This window comes from Pseudomonas sp. Q2-TVG4-2 (genome assembly GCF_013620795.1).
Taxonomy (GTDB): Bacteria; Pseudomonadota; Gammaproteobacteria; order Pseudomonadales; family Pseudomonadaceae; genus Stutzerimonas.
In genome coordinates this window covers 107,000-130,283 of record NZ_LGLW01000005.1, presented here as the reverse complement: position 1 = coordinate 130,283, position 23,284 = coordinate 107,000, and the positions used below count along the sequence as shown (strand labels likewise).

Genomic DNA, 23,284 nt, shown 5'->3' with positions numbered 1-23,284 from the left:
AACGCCTTCGATAACAATAACCGGGCCATTCCGGAGACCTAAATGAACGAAACCGTTGAACTGATTCAGCATCAAGATTCACCTCGTTACATCCGCCTGAACGAAGCGGATAACGTCGCAGTGGTGGTCAACGACGGTGGCGTGCCAATCGGCGCGCGGTTTGAAGATGGGTTGATCACGGTCGAGTCGGTGCCGCAGAGCCACAAGGTCGCGCTGGCGGATATCGCCGTCGACCAGCCCGTACGCCGTTATGGCCAGATCATCGGCTATGCGCTGGAACCTGTCGCCCGTGGCTCATGGGTGAAGGAAACCCAGTTGCGCATGCCATCGGCGCCGCCGCTCGACAGTCTGCCCATGGCTGATGCTGTCCCGGCCCGGCTCGAGCCGCTCGAGGGCTACACCTTCGAGGGCTACCGCAACGCCGACGGTACAGTGGGAACACGCAATATCCTCGGCATTACCACCACCGTGCAATGCGTGACCGGTGTGCTCGATCACGCCGTCGCCCGCATCCGTAAGGAGTTGCTGCCCAAGTATCCCAACGTCGACGACGTGGTAGCGCTGACCCACAGTTACGGCTGCGGTGTGGCGATCAATGCCAAAGACGCCTATATCCCGATCCGCACCGTGCGCAACCTGGCGCGAAACCCCAACCTGGGGGGCGAAGCGCTTGTGATCAGCCTCGGCTGCGAGAAATTGCAGGCCGAGCAGGTGATGCACGAAGGCGATGCGTCCGTTGACCTGAGAGAACCCTGGCTGTATCGCCTGCAGGAGTCCAATACCGGTTTCGGCGAGATGATCGAGCAGATCATGGCGCTGGCCGAAGCGCGTCTGCAGAAGCTCAACCGCCGCCAGCGCGAGACCGTGCCGGCCGCTGAACTGATCCTCGGCATGCAGTGCGGCGGTAGCGATGCCTTCTCCGGCATCACAGCCAATCCCGCGCTGGGTTACGCCTCGGACCTGCTGATTCGAGCGGGCGCGACCGTAATGTTCTCTGAGGTCACGGAAGTTCGCGACGCCATCTACATGCTGACCTCGCGCGCCGAAACCCCCGAAGTGGCCGAAGCGCTGGTTCGTGAAATGGATTGGTACGACCAATACCTCGAACGCGGCGCCGCCGATCGTAGCGCCAACACCACGCCTGGCAACAAGAAGGGCGGCTTATCCAATATTGTTGAAAAGGCGCTGGGCTCCATCGTCAAGTCCGGCAGCAGCGCCATCAACGGCGTGCTGGGTCCGGGTGAGCGTTTCAGTGGCAAGGGGCTGATCTATTGCGCGACGCCGGCCAGCGATTTCGTTTGTGGGACGTTGCAGTTGGCAGCCGGGATGAACCTGCACGTGTTCACGACCGGGCGGGGTACGCCTTACGGGTTGGCCATGGCGCCGGTAGTCAAGGTATCCACCCGTACCGAACTGGCTGAGCGCTGGCCCGATCTGATCGACGTGGACGCCGGCCGCATCGCCACCGGCCGCTCCAGCATCGAGGAACTGGGTTGGGAGTTGTTCCACTACTATCTGGACGTCGCCAGCGGCCGCAAGCAGACCTGGGCCGAGCAGCACAAGCTGCACAACGACATTACCCTGTTCAACCCTGCGCCCATCACCTGATCGTCCCGCGTCTGATGTCATGCTGGCGCGCCGCCTCGGCGCGCCACGCTGAATCAAAACGAGCACTTTGCTGGAGGACGTAATGGCCGCACTGTCCGAACACTTCATTGGAAACATCGAAGCAATAGTCGGGGCTGCCGGCATCATCCAAGATGCCGGACGCATGCAGAGTTACCTGAGCGATTGGCGTAACGCCTACCACGGCGCGGCGGCACTGGTGGTGCGCCCGGCCAGCACCGATGAAGTCGCGGCTGTGGTACGGCTGTGTCACGAAAATCAGATCGCGCTGGTTCCTCAGGGCGGCAATACCGGTCTGTGTGGTGGGTCGATCCCAGACGCCAGCGGCAGCCAGGTTGTGCTGTCGCTGACACGCATGACACGGATCCGCGAAGTCGATCCAGCCAACGAGACTATTACTGTCGAGGCAGGCGTGATTTTGCAGACGGTGCAGGACGCCGCGGCCGAGGCCGGTCGGTTGTTTCCGCTGTCGCTGGGCGCTGAAGGCAGCTGCACCGTTGGCGGCAACCTGGCGACCAATGCCGGCGGTACGGCGGTGCTGCGTTACGGCAACATGCGCGACCTCACGCTGGGCCTGGAAGTGGTACTGCCGGACGGGCGCATTTGGAACGGCCTACGCGGCCTGCGTAAGGACAACACCGGCTACGATCTCAAGCATCTATTCATAGGCTCGGAAGGAACGCTCGGCATCATCACCGCCGCGGTGCTCAAGCTGTATCCGGCCGTGCGCAGCGTGACGACCGCCTGGGTTGCTTTGCCCAACGCGCAGGCCGCGGTCGGATTGATCGGCCTGATCCGTGCGCTATGCGGCGATCGCCTGACCGGCTTCGAGCTGATGTCGCGGCAAAGCGTCGAGTTCGTACTCAGCCATGTCGCAGGTTGCAGTGATCCCTTCGCTGAGCTGCATCCCTGGTACGTGCTGATCGAGCTCAGCGACACCCAGCTCAACGCTCCGCTCAACGAGCTGTTGGATTTGGGCATCGGCGACGCACTGGAACGCGGGTGGGTAATCGATGCGGTGCTCGCCAGCAGCGAAGCCCAGGTCGCCGCGTTGTGGCGTATGCGCGAGGGCATCTCCGAGGCGCAGAACCATGAAGGGCCGAGCCTCAAGCACGACATCAGCGTACCGGTGAGCCGCATCCCCGAGTTCATCGAGACCACCAATCGCCACCTTCTGGAGCAGTTTCCAGGCGTGCGCATCGTCGCCTACGGCCATGTCGGCGACGGCAACTTACATTACAACATCAGCAAACCGATCGACGCAGAAGACGCAGCGTTCAAGGCGCAACAGGAAGCGGTCATGCAGACGATCTATGACGTCACCGTGAGCCTGCACGGCAGCATCAGCGCTGAGCACGGGCTCGGCCAGACCAAACGCACAGCGGCGATGCGCTACAAGGATCCGCTGGAACTCGAACTGATGCGTTCAATCAAGTTCACATTTGACCCGCGAGGCTTGATGAACCCTGGCAAGGTAATCTGAGCCGCTCACGCCACACGCCACACGCCACCCTGATTCCAACGAGGCAATGACATGACCTGCATTCTTCAGCTCGGCCCACTGACCGAACGTTTCAACCGCGGCCTGGCTGCGGAGCATGAAGTGCTAACCATCTGGGAGCAGTCCGCCGATGCGCTGCTCGACGGCCACGCTCAGCGCATCGAGATCGTTGTGACCTCAGCCCGTTTCGGTTGCAACGCGGCGCTGATCGAACGCTTGCCCAACCTGCGCGCGATCGTGAGCTTCGGTGTCGGCTACGACGCGATCGATGTGGCGGCAGCCCAGGCGCGCGGCATTCCGGTGAGCAACACGCCGGACGTACTCAACGACTGTGTGGCCGACCTCGCGTTCGGCCTGGTTATCGATTGCGCGAGGCAAATGTCGCGTGCCGATCGGTTCGTTCGTGCCGGCGAGTGGCCTTCGGGTGGTCTGCCTCTGGCGACCCGGGTCAGCGGCAAACGTCTCGGTATCGTTGGCCTCGGGCGCATTGGCGAAGCAGTTGCCAAGCGCTCCAGCGGTTTCGATATGCAGGTGCGTTACCACAACCGGCGGCCGGTCGAAGGCAGCCCTTACGGCTACGAGGCGAGCCTGATCGAGATGGCTCGCTGGAGCGATTTTCTCGTGTTGGCCTGCCCAGGAGGGGACGCCACCCGCCACCTCGTCAGCCGTGAGGTGCTGGATGCGCTTGGCCCCAAGGGCATATTGATTAACGTCTCCCGCGGATCCGTGGTGGATGAGCCGGCATTGGTCGAGGCGCTACTCGAAGGGCGCCTGGGCGGGGCCGGACTGGATGTCTATGCGCATGAGCCGAAGGTGCCGCAGGCTCTGCTCGATCTGCCCAATGTCGTTCTGCTTCCGCATATCGGCAGCGCCACCGAGGAAACCCGGCTTGCGATGGAAGAATTGCTGTTTGCGAATCTCCGTGCGTTTCTCGAGTGCGGGGAACTGCTGACGGCGGTCTGATCGCACTTACCTGTCCGGTTCAGATAAATGCGGCACATGCCGCGACCCCACGTCGAAAAGACAGGGCGACACTTTCCGAGCAATCCCCCCCATGGCGCTACCACACCGCGAGCCACAAACCCGCGAGTGTGGAGCGCCGCTTTTCATTCAGACCTGCGAGCAGCGTCGGCTCGCCAGAGGAGCGTTAGTCATGACCGACCCACACCCAAACCTGACCGAGATCGAGCTTCGGCATGGCCCACTGCGGCTGTCTGCCTGTCCGGCGTTGGGCGGAGCGATCACCCGCTTGAGCATCGATGGCATTGACTTGCTGCGCCCCTGGGACGGCTCTGACAATGTTCGTAGGACCGGCTGTTTCGTCTTGGCGCCGTTTTCCAATCGTGTGGGTGATGGTGCCTTCGTGCATGACGGCCAGCGTTATCTGCTGAACCGACTGTCGACTGATTTTCCGCTACCCATTCACGGTGTCGCCTGGAAAAGGGCATGGGCGGTAACGCAGCAGGACTCAGACTGCCTGGTTCTCAGCCTCACGCATCGACCCGAGGATGAGGCGGTAACGGATTGGCCATTTGCCTTCGAGCTGGAACACCGGTTGCAGCTCAGTGAGGAGGGCGCCTCGCTCGTTCTAAGCCTGCGCAACATCGACACCCGCTCGGCCCCTGCGGGGCTCGGCTGGCATCCGTACTTTCTGCGCCACGACGACTGCAAACTAGCGTTCACCGCCCGATCGGTTTGGCAAAACGATACGCAAAATTTGCCGTCGAAACGGACAAGGATTCCAGCGGAATGGGACTTCTCTAACGGCCGAACGTTGCAGGAGCCTGGGTTGGACAATTGCTTCGTCAGCCGTACGGGGCCGGTATGCATACGCTGGCCGGAAAAGGGCGTGGCGCTGATCATGAACGCCAGCGAGGCGCTCGATCACCTTGTCGTGTTCACGCCACCCGTTGATATGGGCTTCTTCGCGGTGGAACCTGTAACCCACGCCAACAATGCCCTCGGCATGGACGATCCGGTCGCGAACGGAATGCGGATATTGGCGCCCGGCGAAACGATGCGGGTCAGTTTACAGATGGAAATCAAACGCACTGGCGCCGACTCATGAGTATTGCGGTAAGGCCTCCAGGAACCCCGTAGGAGCCCGCGCCCACGATTACGAGACGCATTGATTCCCGCTGCCTTACTTCACCTGGCAAACCCGTAATCATTCTTTAAGTCACGCAAAAAAAGCCCGTCACAAGGACGGGCCAAAGTTTCCGCAACAGGAGCGAGGAGCGTTGCGTCCAGCGTGGTGACGCTTACAGAATCGAGATCGGGTAGTTGAAGATCAGACGATTTTCGTCGAACTCGTTACGGCTGAACGAGCTGTCGCGACGCATGCTGGAGTTACGCCATTTGATGTTGAGGCTCTTCAGCGCGCCGCTCTGGACGGTATAAGCCAGCTCGGACTCGCGGCCCCATTCTTTGCCTTCTTCGCCGCTGGCTGTCGTGATGTTGTCGCCGCTGATGTAACGGTTCATCAGAACCAGGCCAGGGACGCCGACACCGGCAAAGTTGAAGTCATGGCGCAGCTGCCAGGAACGCTCATCGGCCGCGTCATAGGCGGAGTTGAAGCTGTCGTTGGCCAGCGAGGCGCCGCTGGTACCGTTGACGCGCATCCACTGATCGCCGCTGACCTTCTGCAAACCGACATAGAAGGTGTTAGCGCCAGCTTGCAGACCGAACAGCCCCGAGTACGTCTTGTTGTCCAGGTCGCCAGCCAGTGCACTGCCTTCTTCCTTGCCAGTGAAGTAACCGAGGTTGGCGGTGAAGGCGAGGTTGTCGCTCAAGGGTTGGGTATGAAGCAACTGCACATAGTTCTGCTGGTAGATGTCTTCCAGGCGGGCATGCCAGAGGCCGACTTTGGTCTTCTCGGTGAACGAGTACTCACCGCCGGCGAAGTTGAAACGATCGGAGCCCGCGCCACCGAAGAACATGTCTTCCATGCTGGCGTCGTCACGGGTGCTGTTCTGGCGCATCTGGCCACCGTACAGCGCCAGGTTGCTGATCTCTTTGGACGTGATCATGCCGCCCTGGAAGGTTTGCGGGAGGGAGCGGCCATCGTCTGCACGGAGCACCGGAACCACGACCTGCCATTCACCGACGCGAAGCTCGGTCTCGGACACCTTGGCTTTGGCGGCAACGGCGAGACGGCCGAAGTTATCAGCGGGTTTGCCATCGCTGTGCCGAGGTAACAAGCCTGTACCGTACGTGCCGCCACCGCCGTCGAGCTTGACCGCCAGCATCGCCAAGGTATCTACGCCGAAACCAATGGGACCTGGGGTGTAGCCGGACTGGACGTTAAGAATGAAACTCTGCGTCCATTCCTCGGCCTTGTTCTGAGGATTCAGTGCATTCGGGAAAGCCGGATCGACGAAGTTACGGTTGATATAAAAGTTACGGGCGTTGAGCGTGACCTTGGTACCGTCAACAAAGCCGTCCGCGGCATGAGCAACGGCAGGAATGCCAAGCGCCAACGTCAGCGTGCCAGCGAATATGGCGGCAGATAGGGGGTTGCGTGGGGTCATTGTTGTTGTGCTCCCTTTTTTAAGTAGTCCGCTTCTTGCAGCCGTAGGCCGAACGAAGCGGGATCTAGCGCGGCCGTGGACGGCGCGTGTCACGACAAAACTGTTATCAGTTGTCATACGACGCATCGGATTATGGCGGCAGACAAACGCTTGTCAATGCAATTTGTAAAGATTTTTTAGGCCTTCGACCTTCGTCTAATCACTCTTCCCTATGGAAATAGGGGGCTGCGGCGTATCGCCCGATGCGCAGGCGAGAAAGCCATGAAAAAGCAGGAGATGCGATGACTCCTGGCTCACTGCGTGATACGCCACCAGTCGGGAAGAAGTCGTCGGACCTGTGCACGTGCGAAACGATCGTCCAGCAGATGCACCACGCCTTGATCATCCGTGGTGCGGATCACCCGGCCAGCAGCCTGTACGACTTTCTGCAAGCCGGGGTAGAGGTAGGTGTAGTCGTAGCCGGTGCCGAACAGCTGATCCATCCTGACCTTCATCTGCTCGTTGACCCGGTTGACTTGGGGCAGGCCAAGCGTGGCGATGAAGGCGCCAATCAGCCGGTCCCCAGGTAGATCGATGCCCTCGGAGAAGGCGCCGCCCAATACGGCGAAACCGATGCCTCGGCTGTCGCCAGTAAAGCGCGCCAGGAATGCCACGCGGGCAGGTTCGTCCATTCCACGAGTCTGTTCCCAGATTGGGAGATCCGGATGGGTGGCCGACAGCAGACTGGCCACCTGCTGTAGATAATCGAAACTGCTGAAGAACGCGAGGTAATTGCCGGGGCGCTGGCGATACTGCTGTGCAAGCAACTCGACAATCGTCTCCAATGAAGCGACACGGTCCTGATAACGCGTGGAGATATGGCGCGCCAGGCGAACCTCCAGCTGCTCAGCGCGGAAGGGTGACTCAACGTCGATCCAGATCTGATTCGACGGAAACCCCAAGGTGTCGGAATAGAACCGTCTCGGGTTGAGCGTGGCAGAGAACAGCACGCAGGACCGTGCCTCGAGAAAGCGCGGGCCGAGAAAGGGGGCTGGCAACACGTTGCGGATGCAGACAATCGATGTGCGGCCGTCGCGCGCGGTACGCTGGGGCAGTAACGTGCAGTCAAACAGTGAATGCGTTCCGAACAGCTCCGCCAGGCGGCAGAAATGCATCGCATCGAAGTACGCTCTCTGCACCGCTGGATCGAGGCCCGCCGGTTGCTCGGCCAGATGATCAGTGATTGCGCTAATGGCCTGCTGCAACGCGCCGATGAGCTTCTGCGGCAGTTCCGGATGAACGTGGTAACAGTCGATCTGCGCGCTATGCAGCTCACTCCAGCAGCGCAAAATACGCTCGATCGGTTTTCTCACGTTACTTGGAGATACCGTTCGTAAACCTTTGAAATTCCGAATATCAAGCTCGGCTGTGTACATGCTTCGCCCGCGTTCCAGCAGGTTGTGCGCTTCATCTACCAGCACGGTGACACGCCATTGATTGACCAATGTCAGGCTGTAGAGCAGGGCGCTCAGATCGAAGTAATAGTTGTAATCGCCGACCACCACATCGGCCCAACGGGCCAGTTCCTGGCTGAGGTAGTAAGGGCAGACCTGATGCGCCAGGGCCACCTCACGTAGCGTCTGCCGATCGAGCATCGGGCGGGCGATGGCGGCTGCGCGCGCAGCGGGGAGCCGATCGTAGAAGCCGCGAGCCAGCGGGCAGGATTCTCCGTGGCAAGCCTTGTCCGGGTGTTCGCAAGCCTTGTCACGTGCGATCAGTTCCAGCACGCGCAGGGGCGTGGAGCCCGTCGTCAGGCTGAGAAGCGCATCCAAAGCCAGCTGCCGCCCGGAGGTCTTCGCCGTAAGGAAGAACAGCTTGTCTAGTTGCTGGCCGGGAAACGATTTCAGTTGCGGGAACAGCGTGGCGAGGGTCTTGCCGATGCCGGTCGGCGCCTGCGCCATCAAATGCGTTCCGGTGCATGCCGCCTTGTACACCGCTTCGGCCAGTTGCCGCTGGCCCCGGCGAAACTCCCCATGGGGAAACTTCAGCGTCGTGAGTGCCTGATTGCGTTTATTCCGATGTTCCAGTTCCTGCGCGGCCCAAGCGATAAAGCGCTGACATTGGGTATCAAAGAAGGCCTGTAGCTCTTCGCTGGTGAAAGACTCGACCAGTACCGTTTCCTTCTGGCTGGCGACTTCGAAGTAGACCAAGGCGATATTCAGGGAGGCCAGTGCGCGTGATGCGCAAAGAAGCCAGCCGTAGATCTTCGCCTGGGCCCAGTGCAGCTGACGGTGGTTGGCGGGCTGTCGAGCAAGGTCGCCGCGATGGGTCTTGATTTCTTCCAGCCGGTTCTGGGCGGGGTCATAGCCATCCGCACGGCCACGAACCAGCAGGTCCAGATGCTGGCCTTCCAGCGCCACCTCTCGTTCGTAACCTTCCGCTCGGCGAGCGGTAACGGTGGCATGCCCGGCCATGCCTTCCAGCGCGGTGGGAGAGGGCGTGAAGCGAAGGTCCAGATCGCCCTCTTTGGCGGTGAACTCGCACAGCGCGCGGACCGCAACGCGATAGCTCAAGGCGTGTCCTCGGCCCATTGCACATAACAGACGGCGATGGGAATAGCGTGACGCAAGGCGAAGTCAATCCAGCGCTTTTGATTGTCCTGTAGACGATCTCCGGGGCCTTTCACCTCGATCATCCGGTAGCGACCTTCGCCGGGCCAAAGCTGGATAAGGTCTGGCAACCCGCTGCGGTGATTCGGTACGTCGAGCAGGATGCGCTGAAAGCACACGCGCAGATGCTCAGCGGACACGCACGCCAGCGCTTGCTCCATCAGCTGCTCGTCGAGCAGCCCCCAGCTGACGAAGTGCGACTGAACGCCAAACTTCTCCCGATATACCCGGCGAATGCAATCGCGGTATTCGCCAGTTTTCAGCTTGGCCAGGCATTCATCGAACAACCCGGCCCGACGGCTATAGAAGTCCGGTCGGGCGAGGTCCGCCGGCGCCGCGTGGAATGGGTGGAAGAATGCGCCCGGCAGCGGCGCGAAGATCGCGTCCCAGCACAGCAGGCCCAGAAGCGAATTGATCAAGGCATTCTCAACGTAGTAAATCGGCGCCTCGCTGTGTGACAGATGCTCTCGCGCCGCATGTTCAACACTTAGGCCTGGTTGTCTGGGCAGAAGCAAGTCGATGCGCTCCGCTTCGGCTACCGTGACGCGACGTACACCAGGCACACCGAGGGCGCGGCGCAGGCGTGGCAGGATGCGCTGTAGCTGCTGGGTTTCATGTTCGCTTTCGGGAGCGGCATGCGCTTCGTTTGCCAGCTGCAACGCCGCCTCGGGCTGACCGCAACGTTCGAGCACCCTGATTGCTCGCTCACGCGCGCCGGGATAGGCATTGGCCGCATGCAGACGCAGGGCCTGGTTCAGGTCGCCGATACGCTCGCATTGGCGGCCGATGCTCAGGTGCAGTTTGCCACGTCGATGCTCCAGCCACTCGTTGGCGTAGGGCGCGCTTGGAATATCGGCCAGCACTTGATCCGGGCCCTCGCCGGCCTCGAAGCGCTCGCGGCAACGATGCAGATGCAGATAGGCGCTCACCTCATCGCGGCTGTGGAACGCGCGGGAAGCAGCGGAGAAACTCACCTGCTCGTAGCGAAAGATGCCCAGGTCAGCGAGCACGAACTCGGTCCAGTCCTGATGAATATTGCCGAAGAACATCAACCGCAGCCGGTCACTGAGCTCGCTGATGTTCAGTCCGAAGGCGACCTCGTCGAGCGCCTCACACCAACTGCGGAAGGATTTGGGCTCGGCATGTTCCGCCATCAGAGCGGTTAGCAGGTCGCTCTTACGCTGACCGCGACAAGCTGCGGCACCGAATACTCTGATCAGCTCGTCCTTTTTCAGCAGGCTGAAGAGCTGAACCAGATCCAGCGTCGGGTCGACATCGATCCAGCCGTGCTCGATCAGCGAGGCGGCGGCCTCCAGTGGGCAGCCGATCTCCGCATAGCGCAGCTTGCTGGCACGAAACAGCGTCCCCTTGCGCATCACCATGCGGACCAGTAGCGCCTGCGACGCTTGGGAGACTTGGCTGAATCGGTCGAGAAACGCGCGCTCGTCGTCGTCCAGCAGATCGCCATGGCGTTCGCCAACCCAGGCAAGCACCTGCCGAAAGTTATCGAGATAATAGAAGGGGTTTTCCAGGGCCTGGCGCATCGAACATCCGGTTCGGTCATACACGGGCGCGTCGGCCCGACTGACTGGGTATTTATACAGTTGTTCGGCGATTTGGCAACGGTTGGACGATCGACGGTTTGATCGGGTGTAGTCACGCGATATCGGCAAGCTCGTGGGCGCCAAAATGATCGGGGCCGCCCTTTTTTTCGTGGGAAGCTCGCTTTCGGGGCGAAGCTTTTACTCTTGGCGGGCCTGCGGCCCGCGTTCGCCGCGGACCGCTCGTCACACCGTGCGCGAGAACCGGCCGCGCTGTTCACCGCCGAGGTAGGCGTCGAAGGCCATCGCGACGTTACGCATCATCAGATGCCCCAGGGGCATCAGCACCACAGCGTCGTCGCGGATCTCCACCAGTCCATCGGCAACGTGCTCGTCGAGCTTGCCCAGCGAGTCGGACAGTTGTCGATTAGCGGGGGCGTTGCGCATTGTCTTTCCTTTAGTACTGCACGGAGTCGAAACCGCGTAATGCACGCGCTCCTACCGCAACAAGCGCGGAGCCGCAGCAACAAGGGGAGGGGGCTACCAGGCACGCGGTCAGATGGCGATATGGTAGAGGCAGCGATCAGTTGGGGATTAGCGACTCTCGCCGTGAGGGGGCGCTATTTGCTGTTCACTGATTTGGATCAAACAATCGCGTCGAAGCGCTCGAAAGAATCAGAGCGGATCTTCGAATACTGTGTCGCTGTGCCATGGCATGCCATGCCATGCCAGGCTGCCGCGCTGCGCGATTTTCTGGCGAGTCGAAACCCAGCCCCAGCCTCACGGCTTTCATGCGCCTACTTGGCAAGCGGCTCGGTACCGATCAATCTATGCCTGTTGGAAAGTCAACGGCCATCGGTCAGCTCGTTGGCTCGAAGGTACCACCGAATTTAGCTGTAGAACCCTGCGAACCCCTTGCCGTTTCGATGGTCGTAGCCTCTAGTCAGCCGCTGGCGGCGGGACATGCAGGGATGGCTGCTGACCAATCCAGGCGCAGTGCATCAACCGGAACTATCTTTTCAAGGACTCACATGATCAAGAAATGCCTTTTTCCTGCGGCCGGATATGGCACGCGCTTCCTTCCTGCAACCAAGGCCATGCCCAAGGAGATGTTGCCGGTAGTGAACAAGCCCCTGATTCAGTACGGGGTTGAAGAAGCATTGGCCGCAGGGCTCAGCCAAATCTCGATTGTCACGGGTCGCGGCAAGCGCTCGCTGGAAGATCACTTCGATATCAGTTACGAACTCGAGCACCAGATCCGCAACACCGACAAGGAAAAGTACCTGGTCGGCATTCGCAAGCTGATCGACGAGTGCAGCTTCTCCTATACCCGTCAGGTCGAAATGAAGGGCCTGGGCCATGCGATTCTCAGCGGTCGCCCGCTGATCGGTGACGAGCCCTTTGCCGTAGTCCTGGCGGACGACCTGTGTATCAACGTGGATGGCGACCCGGTGCTCGCCCAGATGGTGAAGCTGTACAACCAGTTCCGCTGTTCGATCGTCGCCATTCAGGAAGTGCCACCGGAAGAGACCAGCAAGTATGGTGTGATCGCAGGCGAAATGATCCGCGACGACATTTTCCGTGTCAGCCACATGGTCGAGAAGCCCAAGCCGGAAGACGCGCCGTCCAACCTGGCGATCATCGGCCGCTACATTCTCACTCCGGACATTTTCGACCTGATCGAGCAGACCGAGCCAGGCAAGGGTGGGGAGATCCAGATTACCGACGCGCTGATGCGTCAGGCACAGGACGGTTGCGTTCTGGCATACAAGTTCAAAGGCCAGCGTTTCGACTGTGGTAGCGCCGAGGGTTACATCGCGGCTACCAACTTTTGCTACGAGAACTTCTACCTCACCGGCAAGGCGTTCTGATCCACGCCGTGTCGAGAACGAGGCCACCTTCGGGTGGCCTCGTTCGTTTTCATGGGGTCGGCATGTCTTCGGCACCCGGCCCCAAAGGCTGCCCGTAGCTGAACTCGACGTAGTTGCCAGCCGGATCTCGAACGCCACAGTAATAGCCGACCGGATAGGGTTCGTCGCGTGGTTCCCAGATGAGACAGCCAGCCTGGCGCGCACGTGCCGCAATCGCATCGACTTCGCCGCGACTCTGAAGTGCAAAACCGAAATGGCTGTAGTCGTTGTCAGCAAGCTTACGATCCTGGCCGCCCGGCATGATCACAAAGATGAACTCACGCTCTTTGCCGGGCTCAGCCATCCAGACGATGCGCGAGCCTTTTCCGGCGCGCTCGTGGAACACGCGCATTGCGCAGAACTGCGCATAGAAGGTGATGCACGCGTCAAGGTCGGGTACGTGCAACGCGAGGTGGGTCAGGGTAGGGCGCATGCGGCACTCCTTGAATGAATCAGGCCGATAGCCTGGGTTATGCTGTGCGTTCTACAAGGGAGACAACAGTTCATGGCTTACGACTTCGATCTATTCGTCATCGGCGCAGGGTCCGGTGGCGTCCGTGCGGCCCGTTTCGCAGCCGGCTACGGTGCCCGCGTCGCGGTCGCCGAAAGCCGTTATCTGGGTGGCACCTGCGTGAATGTCGGCTGCGTGCCGAAGAAACTGCTGGTCTACGGCGCCCACTATGCCGAAGACATCGGCCAAGCCCAAGGCTACGGCTGGACTATCGACGGCGCGACCTTCGACTGGAAGGCCCTGATCGCCAACAAGGACCACGAAATTCAGCGGCTCAATGGCATCTACAAGAACTTACTGATCGATAGCGGCGTTACGCTGCTGCAGGCGCATGCGCGCCTGATCGACGCCCACACCGTCGAAGTCGAAGGTCAGCATTACAGTGCTGAACATATTCTGATCGCCACCGGCGGCTGGCCCTTCGTGCCGGAGATACCGGGTCGCGAGCACGCCATCACGTCCAACGAAGCCTTCTATCTCGACAAGCTGCCGCGCCGCGTATTGGTAGTCGGCGGTGGCTACATTGCCGTTGAATTCGCATCGATTTTCCATGGCTGTGGCGCCGATACCAAACTGCTGTATCGGGGCGAGCTGTTCCTGCGCGGCTTTGATGGTTCGCTGCGCGACCATCTCAAGGACGAGATGATCAAGAAGGACATCGACCTGCAATTCAACGCCGACATTGCGCGGATCGACAAACAGTCCGATGGCAGCCTGCTCGCCACGTTGAAAGATGGTCGGACGCTGGAGGCGGACTGCATCCTGTACGCCACGGGCCGTCGGCCGATGCTCGACGGGCTAGGGCTGCAGAAGCTCGATGTCGCGTTGGATGACCGCGGCTTCATTGCGGTTGACGAGCAGTTCCGGACCTCGACGCCATCGATCCTGGCGATTGGCGATGTGATCGGTCGAATTCAACTGACGCCAGTCGCCCTTGCAGAAGGTATGGCGGTGGCCCGTCAGCTCTTCAAACCCGAGGAATATCGGCCGGTTGATTACAACACCATCGCCACGGCGGTGTTCAGCCTGCCGAACATGGCGACGGTCGGCCTCACCGAAGAGGAAGCGCGCAAGCAGGGCCACAAGGTAGTGCTGTTCGAGAGCCGCTTCCGCCCGATGAAGCTGACCATGACTAGTAGCCTAGAGCGCAGCCTGATGAAGCTGGTGGTTGATGCCGAAACCGATAAGGTGCTGGGCTGCCATATGGCCGGACCGGAAGCTGGCGAGATCATCCAAGGCATGGCCGTAGCATTGAAGGCGGGCGCTACCAAGCGAATCTTCGACGATACCGTCGGTATCCACCCAACGGCGGCCGAAGAGTTCGTGACCATGCGCACGCCCACGGGGATCTGATCACGAACCGACGCTGCTTTTTTATGCAGAGAACGGTCGGGGCTGCGGTTCTGACCGCGGATACAAGGAGCGAGGAGGAGGGGCCGTCGTTCAGCCGATCCGATCCGGGAGCGGAAACCTGACAAGGCTTCCGCTCCCGGATCGGCGATGTCAGTGATGTTCGTGCACGTGGGTGCTTGGCTCCGGCGCCTGCTCCTGAATTGCGACATCGACGATCACCTCACCGGCGTTCTCGAAAATCAGCGTTAGCGGAAAATGCTCGCCGGCCACCAGCGGTTCGCTCAGTTTGAACAGCATCACGTGGCTGCTGCCCGGTTTGAACGCCACCTCACCGCCGGCCGGTACCTCGACCGAGTCGATACGCTTCATTCGCATCACATCACCCTTATGGACATGTGTATGCAGCTCGGCTTTCTCGGCACGGGTTGTTTTTACACCGGTCAGCCGATCCGGCGTGTCGCCAGGGTTTCTCAAGGTGAAATACACCGCGCCGGTCGGGGCGATTGGCGGCATGGCCCGGGACCATACCTGCGTAACGGTAGGCGCTCCGGTCATTGAATGATGAGCGTGCATATGATCGTCTGCCATGACCGTCAGGGGGGCTGTGCCAAGCACAAGAGCGGTAACCATGCGAAGCAACATGAATCTCTCCAGGGTGGTTTGCGACGGCGCACATTAGCATGAGGCTTGATGTTCAGATCACCGATACGAGTGGTCGTAATGGAGCCTGCAGGGGAGCGGCGTTTCTGTTTGAATGAACCGAGGGCTGTTCCCGCTCCATTTCCAGCCACGCTGGCGCCAGGTAGCGCACGAAACGAGGCACAAAGAGCGAAGCTCGTCATCCGTTAACCCCACCTGATCGGAGATGCATCACCCAATGGAACGAAGTCGCTGGAGTCACCGGTTGTTATCCGGCGGAAAGGAACCCGATCCGCGGTTCACCCTGGCCAACGAACGAACCTTTCTCGCCTGGATCCGTACGTCTCTGGCGTTACTGGCTGGTGGTGTGGCAGTCGAAGCCTTTGCCGGCGGAATTTTTTCGCTTGAGGTGCGTAAGGTCCTATCGATCTCACTGCTGCTGCTTGCGATGTTTATCAGCTCTACGGCGTGCGTCCGTTGGTTGAGCATCGAGCGAGCCATGCGCCACAGCGGCCCCTTGCCGTTTCCGCTGCTGATTCCGATTCTGTCGATTGGCGGCACCTTGGTTACACTGGTTCTGATCAGTTTTGTCGCACTTCGTAGCTGACCATGCAGATATCCTTTCGTCGCCGCCTGGAGCCAAAACCGCCACCACCGCCACTGCATGAGGACCCTGGGCTTCAACCAGAGCGCACCTCGTTGGCCTGGGGCAGAACGCTGCTCACCATGATTACCGTCAGTGCGCTTTTCTTGCGCTGGATGCCATATCACGGTTTTTTTGTCGGCACGCTGGTTGCGCTGTCGTTGGCTACATCGCTGGGGATCTGGACCACGCAAAAGCATCGTTACGCACGCAGCGCCAGCGGTCTGAAGAGCGGACGCATTCATGCCGATGCTGTCTCCGTCCTATGGCTAGGCGCTTCGGTATCCGTACTCGGCGCGCTAGGGCTTTATACCGTTATTTTCTTGCCGATCAGTAGCTGAGGCAGCAACTCAAAGAGGCTTAGATGACTACCGCCAATCAGCAATTTGCCAGCGACAACTATTCAGGCATCTGCCCGGAAGCCTGGGAAGCCATGGCTCGGGCGAACCAGGGCCACGACCGTGCCTATGGCGACGACCTGTGGACGACACGCGCCGCCGATCATTTCCGGCAGTTGTTCGAGACCGATTGCGAAGTGTTCTTCGCATTCAATGGCACCGCTGCGAATTCCCTGGCGCTGTCTTCGCTATGCCAGAGTTATCACAGCGTGATCTGTGGCGATATTGCGCATATCGAAACTGACGAATGCGGTGCGCCTGAATTTTTCTCCAACGGCTCGAAGCTGTTAGTGGCGCGGACCGAGCAGGGCAAACTTACGCCAGCGGCAATCCGCGAAATCGCATTGAAGCGCAAGGACATCCATTACCCCAAACCACGCGTCGTTAGCATTACCCAAGCCACCGAGATCGGCACTGTCTATCGGCCAGACGAGCTACGAGCCATCAGCGATACCTGCAAGGAGCTGGGGCTACATGTGCATATGGATGGCGCACGTTTCGCCAATGCCTGCGCATTTCTCGGCCTGTCACCGGCAGAGCTGAGCTGGAAATCCGGGGTGGACGTGCTCTGTTTCGGCGGGACAAAGAACGGTATGGCCGTGGGCGAAGCGATCCTGTTTTTCAACCGGGTCCTGGCCGAGGATTTCGAATACCGCTGCAAGCAGGCCGGCCAGCTGGCATCCAAGATGCGCTTTCTATCCGCGCCATGGGTGGGTTTGCTGGAGACCAACGCCTGGATGAAATACGCCGAACACGCCAACAGCTGCGCCCAATTGCTCGCCGAACTGATCAGCGATGTGCCGGGCGTGGAACTGATGTTTCCCGTCGAGGCCAATGGCGTCTTCGTAAGCATTCCGCCGTTGGCACTGGAGGCACTCAGAAGTTGCGGCTGGATGTTCTACACATTCATCGGCGTCGGCGGCGCACGCTTCATGTGCTCATGGGACACCAGCGAGGACCGTGTACGCCAATTGGCAGACGACATACGCACCGTGGTTCTGCAGAACCAATAACCGACGAGTAGGCCGCGCTTGTCGCAATGGCGGCGCGGCGGTGGACGCTCGGAAGCACAGCATGAACGAGATCAGGAGCTCTGCGCGCCCCGAAGAACGGTAGTTAGAAGAGCAGGGCGACGATGATTCCTGGACCGGAATCAACGAAACGGGGGCAACGGATTACTGCGGAGATACACCAACAGCTGAATTAACAGGGCTCAAGGCGGTGCAGGGAAACGCGGCGGGCGACAACCGGAACCTCTGCCCATCCAGGCGGCTTGATACAGAAGAGTATCAGCATGCACAGATGCAGATGCTCAGATCTGTGCGTGCTGTATCGCTGTGACTAGGTTCTGAAGCGTCCGACCAGACTTTGCAGTTGCTCGGACAACTGGGCCAGCTCCTCCGAGTCGCGATGCGCAGATTGCGCAAGGTTTTCCACCAACAGCGCATCGTCCTGGATCTGCGCGACGTGCCGGTTGATCTCCTCTGCGACTTGGTGTTGCTCCTCGGCAGCCGTGGCGATCTGGGTGTTCTGGTCGCGAATGTGATCCACAGCGCCTCGGATCTGCTCGAAGCTCTGGCTGGCCAGACTGATGCCCTCGACGCTGGCCTGCGATATTTTCAGACTGTTCTGCATCTGGCGCGTAACTTCTTGGGTTTGCCGCGCAAGCCCACCCAGGAGGCTATCGATCTCGCCGGTAGAGTCGGCTGTCCGCTTGGCTAGCGCTCGGACTTCGTCGGCCACGACCGCGAAACCGCGCCCCTGATCGCCGGCCCGAGCGGCTTCGATGGCCGCATTGAGCGCAAGCAGGTTGGTCTGTTCGGCGATGGAACTGATGGTGCTCAAAATAGCGTTAATGTTCTGGCTGTCCTGCTCCAGGGTCTGCAACGCCATAGCCGACTGCTTCAGGTTCTCGCTCAGGCGTGTAACGCTTTCAGTGGCGGCCTCGATCTGTGCCTGCCCGGCATGGGCCTGGCGCTGACCATCGTCGGCGGAGGTGGCGGCCGCGCTGCATGAGCGCGCCACTTCGTTGGCGGTCGCGACCATCTCGTTGAATGCCGTGGATACCATCTCTACCGCACCACGCTGGCGCTCGGCCACGTCGGTCATGTCCTGAGCGACGCGAGTCGAGCCTTCAGAAGTCAGTCGCAGGGCTGCCGACGCCTCGATGATGCGCTGCACCAACTGCCGGATGGCGCCGAGGAACTGATTGAACCAACGCGCCAGCGACGCGGTTTCGTCCTTGCCTTGCACGACGAGGCTGCGCGTCAGGTCGCCTTCGCCTTGCGCGATGTTTTCCAGCCCACTGGCGACACTGCGGATAGGACTCACGATGAGTTTGGCGAACAGGGCACCCACGAACGCGAAGATAACCGCCAGAATCAACACGATGACGCCGATCTGCCACGCCAGCGCGTTGGCCTTGGCCATCACTTCGCTGCGCTCGATCAAACCGATGAAGTGCCAGCCCAGCGTCGGCGAGGTCCATACGTTGGCCATGTAGCGCGTTCCGTTGAGTTCAACTTCCGCCAGCCCTTCGATGCCGGCCATCTTGGCATAATCGCCGCCCAGGTCAGCGAGCGATTTGAAGTTGTGCTCCGAGTTGCTGGGGTCGACCAATACGTTGCCACTGCCTTCTACAAGCATCAGATAGCCGGTTTGACCGATCTTAATCTGTTTGACCATGTCGGTGAGCTGCCTGAGCGATACATCCACGCCCACCACGCCCGCCAAGTTGCCTTGGTTGTCATTAACCGTGCGTACGGTGCCGATCAGTACGGCATCATCCGGCGCCCAGTAATAGGCTGCGGTGTGCAGCGTCTTGCCTGGGGCCGCTATTGCCGTCTTGTACCAGGGACGAACGCGGGGGTCATAACTCTTGAGGTCGGGGTCGCCCGGCCAGATGGCGTAGCCACCATCAACACGCCCGTAGGACAGATAGGCCGTAGTCGGGTGCGACTTGGCGAAGCGGTCGAAAATGCTTTCTATAGCCTGGTTGGTTTCAGGCAAAGGCGTGCTTGGCGCATCCGCCGAGGAATAGTCCTTCAGCAGCGGGGCGGCGACAATTTGCGGTTCCTTCGTCAGATAATCGACGTTCTCGCTGATACCTTTGAAAAATACATTCATGGAGTTGCTGATCTGGCGGATCTCCCGAACGCTTCCGTCAAGGAAATCGGCCTCAGCCTGTGTGCGCAAGTTGTAGATGACTACCGCGGCAACCAGAAGAATTGGAACGCACGAGATGGTGACAAATGCCAAGGTCAACTTTTTATCGATATTCATTCGACGACTCTCGGATGGTTTCGCGACGTCCCCAAGCGCCCATCGCGAGGGAGTCAAGGCGTAATGGCATTTTGATATGAGTGTTCGACGGGTAGCGGCATCCGTAGCGACGCTTGGAATGCCAGCTGCGACGTAGCGAATACGTTTGTTGCGTACGGCGTTCATGGCTATGTGCGATGAACGACTGCTAGGCGTCTTGAGCATGGACCAGACGCGGCTATTGGTTATAAGAACAATGATTGGTAGAGAGTGCTAGAGTCTGACGTCGCGATACCTTATTTAACATAATATGCATTATGCGAAGTACGGGTGGTTTCGTTAGTGGTGCGTTAGGCTGATTAATGAACGCGTTCTCTAGCAACGGATCATTCAATAACAGGCAGCTCTAGCTGTTGCGTATCTATGCCTCGCATCCGGCTTCGCCATTCCTGCATCCCACCAGCGCTGGTACGTTGCGAAGTAACTGACCGCTCGTGCCCGACTGACCTTATCGGTCTGCCAGGCGATCAAGAGCAGGCTTACGCAGCTTGCGCTACGCCACCGTCCGCACCGGCAGGCTACGCACGCGCTTGCCGGTGGCGGCGAAGATGGCGTTGCACAGCGCTGGAGCTACGGGCGGCACCGGCGGCTCACCGACACCGCCGGGCGGCAGGTTGTGGTCATCGTTGACCAGATGAGTGCGGATCACCCGCGGCGAAGCGTTATGGCGCAACACCTCGTAGTCATGGAAGTTGCTCTGAACCACCCGGCCCTTGGCGAAAGTGATCTCGCTGCTCAGTGCCAGGCTCAGGCCCATGATGGCGCCGCCTTCGAGCTGGGCGCGGATACGCTCGGGATTGATCTGCGGGCCGCAGTCCATCGCCATGTCCACGCTCAGCACGCGCACCATCCCCTTGTCGTCCACCGCCACCTCGACCACGGCGGCCGTGTAGCTGAGGAAGCTGTAGCAGAACGCCAGCCCCAGACCATGGCCCTCCGGCAACTCGCGCCCCCACCCTGCTCCCTCGCATGCGGCTTCGATCACGCCACGCAGGCGGCCAGTGTCGTAGGGGTAACGCTCGGGCGACTCGGTGTAGTTCCAGGTGTCGGCCATCGTACCCGGATCGATCCGACGCGCGGGGCCGATCAGGTCGAGGGCGAACTGCCGATGATCCTTGCCTGCGCGATGTGCGAGTTCGGCGATAAAGCATTGCGCCGCAAAGGCATGCGGAATGTTGGCCACCGAGCGGAACCAGCCGATGCGGGCGTGGGCAGGCACTGCGGCGGTTTCCACCCGCACGTTCGGAATGCGGTAAGGCATGTTGATCGCCGACATCGCCGATTCGAACATCTGCTCGCCCATGGCGCCCTCGGTGAACAGCGAAGCGATGGTGGGCGCGGCGCTGCGATGCAACCAGGAGCTGACCTGGCCCTGGCTATCGATAACCGCCTCCAGCCGCTCCACCGAGACGGTGTGCAGGTAGTCGTGCTGGATGTCGTCTTCCCGTGTCCATACCAGTTTGACCGGTGTTCCCTCGGGCATGGCCTGGGCGACGATGGCGGCTTCGTCCACGAAGTCGGGTTTGGACTTGCGACCGAAACCGCCGCCCAGCAACAGCACGTTGACCTTGACGTTCTTCGCCTGGAGCTTCAGCCGCGCCGCCACCGCATCGCGCGCCGCAATCGGATTCTGGATCGAGGTCCAGACCTCGGCCTTGCCACCCTGGATCTGCACGGTGGCCACTGGCGGTTCCATCGAGGCATGAGCCAGATGCGGCACGTGGTATTCCGCAACCAGGCGTTCGGCCTCGGGCGCCCTGCTCCAGGCCTGGGCGACGTCGCCATGGTCACGCACCACCTTGCCGGCCTTGCGTGCAGCAGTCTCCAACGTCTGGCGGTATTCACCGGAGTCGTAGCTGGCGTTGGCGCCGTCGTCCCATTCAATTTGCAGCGCAGCACGCCCCTGATGCGCGGCCCAGGTGTTGCGCGCGACGACCGCCACGCCACCCAGAGGCTGGAAGGCCGGTGAGCCATTCATAGCGGGTATTTCTACCACCTTGATAACGCCAGGCATGGCCAGCGCTTTACTTGGATCGAATCGGCGCACCTTGCCGCCCACTACCGGCGGGCGCGCGACGACGGCGTAGACCATGCCGGGTAGACGCATATCCATACCGTACGTGGCCTGGCCCTTGCCAATGGCCTCCAGGTCGACCAGACGTACTCGATCCTTGCCGATGTAGCGAAAATCTTCCCGAGCCTTGAGCTTGAGTGCGTCGGCGTTGGGCACCGGTTGCTTGGCCGCATCCACCGCCAGCTCACCGTAACCCAGGCGCCGTCCGGTACGCTCGTGTACTACCTCGTGCTGGATGGCCTTGACCTCGGACACAGGCACAGACCAGCGCGCCGCGGCAGCCGCTTCGAGCATCTGCCGTGCTGCCGCACCGACGCGGCGCATGGGCATCAGGAAATGGCGCACGCTGCGCGAGCCATCCACGTTCTGATTGCCGTAGCGCGTTTCGTCAGCCTCGGCTTGCACGACCTTGACCTGCTCCCAGCGCGCTTCCATCTCGTCCGCCACCACCATCGGCAGGCTGGTGCGCACGCCCGTACCCATCTCGGCACGGTGCGCGACGATGGTGACGGTACCGTCTTCGGCGATGGAAACGAAGATCAGCGGATCGTCCACCGTCCCGCCGGACATACCGTCGGCGCCATATTTCTCGCTGCCGTCGTCGGCCCAAGCGGCAGTGACCAGCCCCTTGGCCGTCACGGCGAGCGTCAGCGCAGCCAGGCTGCCTTGCAGAAAGCCGCGCCGGGAGAGTCCAGATGTGATGGTCATTGCTGGCCTCCCTGCGCCAGTTGGCCAGCAGCCTGCTGGATGGCTGCGCGGATGCGCGGATAGGAGCCGCAGCGGCAAATGTTGCCGCTCATGGTTTGATCGATCTGCTCTTCGCTGGGCTTGGCTGTGCTCTTGAGCAGACTCACCGCTGTCATGATCTGGCCCGCCTGGCAGTAGCCGCACTGGGCAACGTTGTTCTCGATCCAAGCCTGCTGCACCACCTGCCCCACAGGGTCAACCTCCATCCCTTCGATGGTCGAGATCGCCCGCCCGGCCACCGCCGAAATCGGGGTGACGCACGAGCGAATGGCCGCGCCGTCCATATGCACGGTGCAGGCCCCGCACATGGCCATGCCGCAGCCGAACTTGGTTCCGGTCATCCCGAGCTCATCGCGCAAAGCCCATAGCAAGGGCATGTCGTCGGGGCCTTCAACGTCCTTGATTTGGCCGTTGATTTGAAGTCGTATCATGGGCGAGTTCCTGTCAGGGGCAACCGCGGGCGCAATGCCTGCAAGCCGCGGGAAATGGCTACCGGAATGAGTCTGGAAACTCTACAGAAAAAGACCGCCGCCTATCCATTAGCTGAACTAACAGAGGCATTCAGCTCTCGCGACCGTTAGGACCCTATCCGAAGTGCTACTCGGAACCGGAGACATCAAGATTTCTAGTGATACTAAAAATCGACGGTTAGCTTCCAAGCCGTTCCTTATTACCCGAATTGAGGTAGAAACCGCAACGGCACGAAGCCCTAAGTAATCTGTGCTGCTCTAGCTCGCCGGTGACCAGCCGGTCAGGACCGTGCGTCTAATACTTGACGTCATTTATATGCCATGCCTGGGCGGCCTCCAACAGCTCTGCTACGCTTCATGAAAGCCTCGCCT

17 protein-coding genes and 2 pseudogenes are annotated in these 23,284 nt (G+C 60.5%); 9 read left to right on the top strand and 10 right to left on the bottom strand.

From position 1 onward, the window contains the following. The first annotated feature begins 42 nt into the window (after positions 1-42). The 4 genes from garD (at position 43) to H3028_RS11725 (ending at position 5,195) form a co-directional block, all read left to right on the top strand. Positions 43-1,608, top strand: a complete 1,566-nt coding sequence (garD, locus tag H3028_RS11740) for a galactarate dehydratase (protein WP_181297197.1) — start codon at positions 43-45, stop codon at positions 1,606-1,608. A gap of 82 nt (positions 1,609-1,690) precedes the next feature. Then, positions 1,691-3,109 (top strand): FAD-binding oxidoreductase, encoded by a 1,419-nt coding sequence (locus H3028_RS11735; RefSeq protein WP_181297196.1) that lies wholly within the window; start codon positions 1,691-1,693, stop codon positions 3,107-3,109. 51 nt (positions 3,110-3,160) lie between these two features. After that, entirely contained in the window at positions 3,161-4,090 is a 930-nt protein-coding gene (locus tag H3028_RS11730) for a 2-hydroxyacid dehydrogenase (protein ID WP_181297195.1), read from the top strand. 190 nt (positions 4,091-4,280) lie between these two features. Further along, a complete protein-coding gene (locus H3028_RS11725; RefSeq protein ID WP_181297194.1) occupies positions 4,281-5,195 on the top strand; it encodes an aldose 1-epimerase in 915 nt (304 codons plus the stop codon). A gap of 193 nt (positions 5,196-5,388) precedes the next feature. Here H3028_RS11725 and H3028_RS11720 read toward each other — a convergent pair whose 3' ends face one another. From H3028_RS11720 to H3028_RS11705, 4 genes and pseudogenes are all read right to left on the bottom strand, one after another. Further along, positions 5,389-6,657: an OprD family porin gene (locus tag H3028_RS11720; RefSeq protein WP_181297193.1), complete on the bottom strand. Its 1,269-nt coding sequence runs from the start codon at positions 6,655-6,657 to the stop codon at positions 5,389-5,391. A gap of 293 nt (positions 6,658-6,950) precedes the next feature. Beyond that, entirely contained in the window at positions 6,951-9,209 is a 2,259-nt protein-coding gene (locus tag H3028_RS11715) for an ATP-dependent DNA helicase (protein ID WP_181297192.1), read from the bottom strand. Continuing rightward, positions 9,206-10,849: a VRR-NUC domain-containing protein gene (locus tag H3028_RS11710; protein WP_181297191.1), complete on the bottom strand. Its 1,644-nt coding sequence runs from the start codon at positions 10,847-10,849 to the stop codon at positions 9,206-9,208. The genes H3028_RS11715 and H3028_RS11710 overlap by 4 nt, the downstream gene beginning before the upstream one ends. 243 nt (positions 10,850-11,092) lie before the next feature. Then, positions 11,093-11,263, bottom strand: a pseudogene (locus tag H3028_RS11705) (coproporphyrinogen III oxidase); the annotation flags it as partial. Between the two features lie 614 nt (positions 11,264-11,877). Between H3028_RS11705 and galU the strand changes: the two are divergent. Further along, positions 11,878-12,717, top strand: a complete 840-nt coding sequence (galU, locus tag H3028_RS11700) for a UTP--glucose-1-phosphate uridylyltransferase GalU (RefSeq protein ID WP_181297190.1) — start codon at positions 11,878-11,880, stop codon at positions 12,715-12,717. Positions 12,718-12,766: 49 nt separating this feature from the next. Here galU and H3028_RS11695 read toward each other — a convergent pair whose 3' ends face one another. Continuing rightward, on the bottom strand, positions 12,767-13,189 hold the full coding sequence (locus H3028_RS11695; protein ID WP_181297189.1) for a VOC family protein: 423 nt from the start codon (positions 13,187-13,189) through the stop codon (positions 12,767-12,769). Positions 13,190-13,261: 72 nt separating this feature from the next. Here H3028_RS11695 and gorA point away from each other — a divergent pair, with 72 nt between their 5' ends. Continuing rightward, the gene (gene gorA, locus H3028_RS11690) at positions 13,262-14,620 is read left to right on the top strand and encodes a glutathione-disulfide reductase (RefSeq protein WP_181297188.1); all 1,359 of its coding nucleotides are present in this window, start codon (positions 13,262-13,264) and stop codon (positions 14,618-14,620) included. Between the two features lie 150 nt (positions 14,621-14,770). Here gorA and H3028_RS11685 read toward each other — a convergent pair whose 3' ends face one another. After that, positions 14,771-15,262 carry a copper chaperone PCu(A)C gene (locus tag H3028_RS11685; protein ID WP_181297187.1) on the bottom strand — a complete coding sequence of 164 codons (492 nt, stop codon included), beginning with the start codon at positions 15,260-15,262 and terminating at the stop codon, positions 14,771-14,773. Between the two features lie 235 nt (positions 15,263-15,497). Between H3028_RS11685 and H3028_RS11680 the strand changes: the two genes are divergently transcribed. From H3028_RS11680 to H3028_RS11670, 3 genes are read left to right on the top strand one after another with little or no spacing between them, the layout of a single operon-like run. Further along, entirely contained in the window at positions 15,498-15,866 is a 369-nt protein-coding gene (locus H3028_RS11680) for a YidH family protein (RefSeq protein WP_181297186.1), read from the top strand. 2 nt (positions 15,867-15,868) lie between these two features. Further along, positions 15,869-16,243, top strand: a complete 375-nt coding sequence (locus H3028_RS11675) for a DUF202 domain-containing protein (protein WP_181297185.1) — start codon at positions 15,869-15,871, stop codon at positions 16,241-16,243. Positions 16,244-16,266: 23 nt separating this feature from the next. Continuing rightward, positions 16,267-17,313 (top strand): low specificity L-threonine aldolase, encoded by a 1,047-nt coding sequence (locus H3028_RS11670; RefSeq protein ID WP_181297184.1) that lies wholly within the window; start codon positions 16,267-16,269, stop codon positions 17,311-17,313. 328 nt (positions 17,314-17,641) lie between these two features. Here H3028_RS11670 and H3028_RS21595 read toward each other — a convergent pair whose 3' ends face one another. The 4 genes and pseudogenes from H3028_RS21595 to H3028_RS11655 all read right to left on the bottom strand — a co-directional run bounded on the left by H3028_RS21595 (position 17,642) and on the right by H3028_RS11655 (position 22,873). Beyond that, positions 17,642-18,370, bottom strand: a complete 729-nt coding sequence (locus H3028_RS21595; protein ID WP_375154412.1) for a methyl-accepting chemotaxis protein — start codon at positions 18,368-18,370, stop codon at positions 17,642-17,644. Positions 18,371-18,496: 126 nt separating this feature from the next. Next, a pseudogene (locus tag H3028_RS21590) lies at positions 18,497-19,582 on the bottom strand (cache domain-containing protein); the annotation flags it as partial. 532 nt (positions 19,583-20,114) lie between these two features. Beyond that, positions 20,115-22,403, bottom strand: coding sequence for a xanthine dehydrogenase family protein molybdopterin-binding subunit (locus tag H3028_RS11660; RefSeq protein ID WP_181297182.1), 2,289 nt, complete (start codon positions 22,401-22,403; stop codon positions 20,115-20,117). Further along, complete coding sequence (locus tag H3028_RS11655) at positions 22,400-22,873, bottom strand: (2Fe-2S)-binding protein (protein WP_181297181.1); 474 nt, start codon at positions 22,871-22,873, stop codon at positions 22,400-22,402. The genes H3028_RS11660 and H3028_RS11655 overlap by 4 nt, the downstream gene beginning before the upstream one ends. Positions 22,874-23,284: the final 411 nt, after the last annotated feature.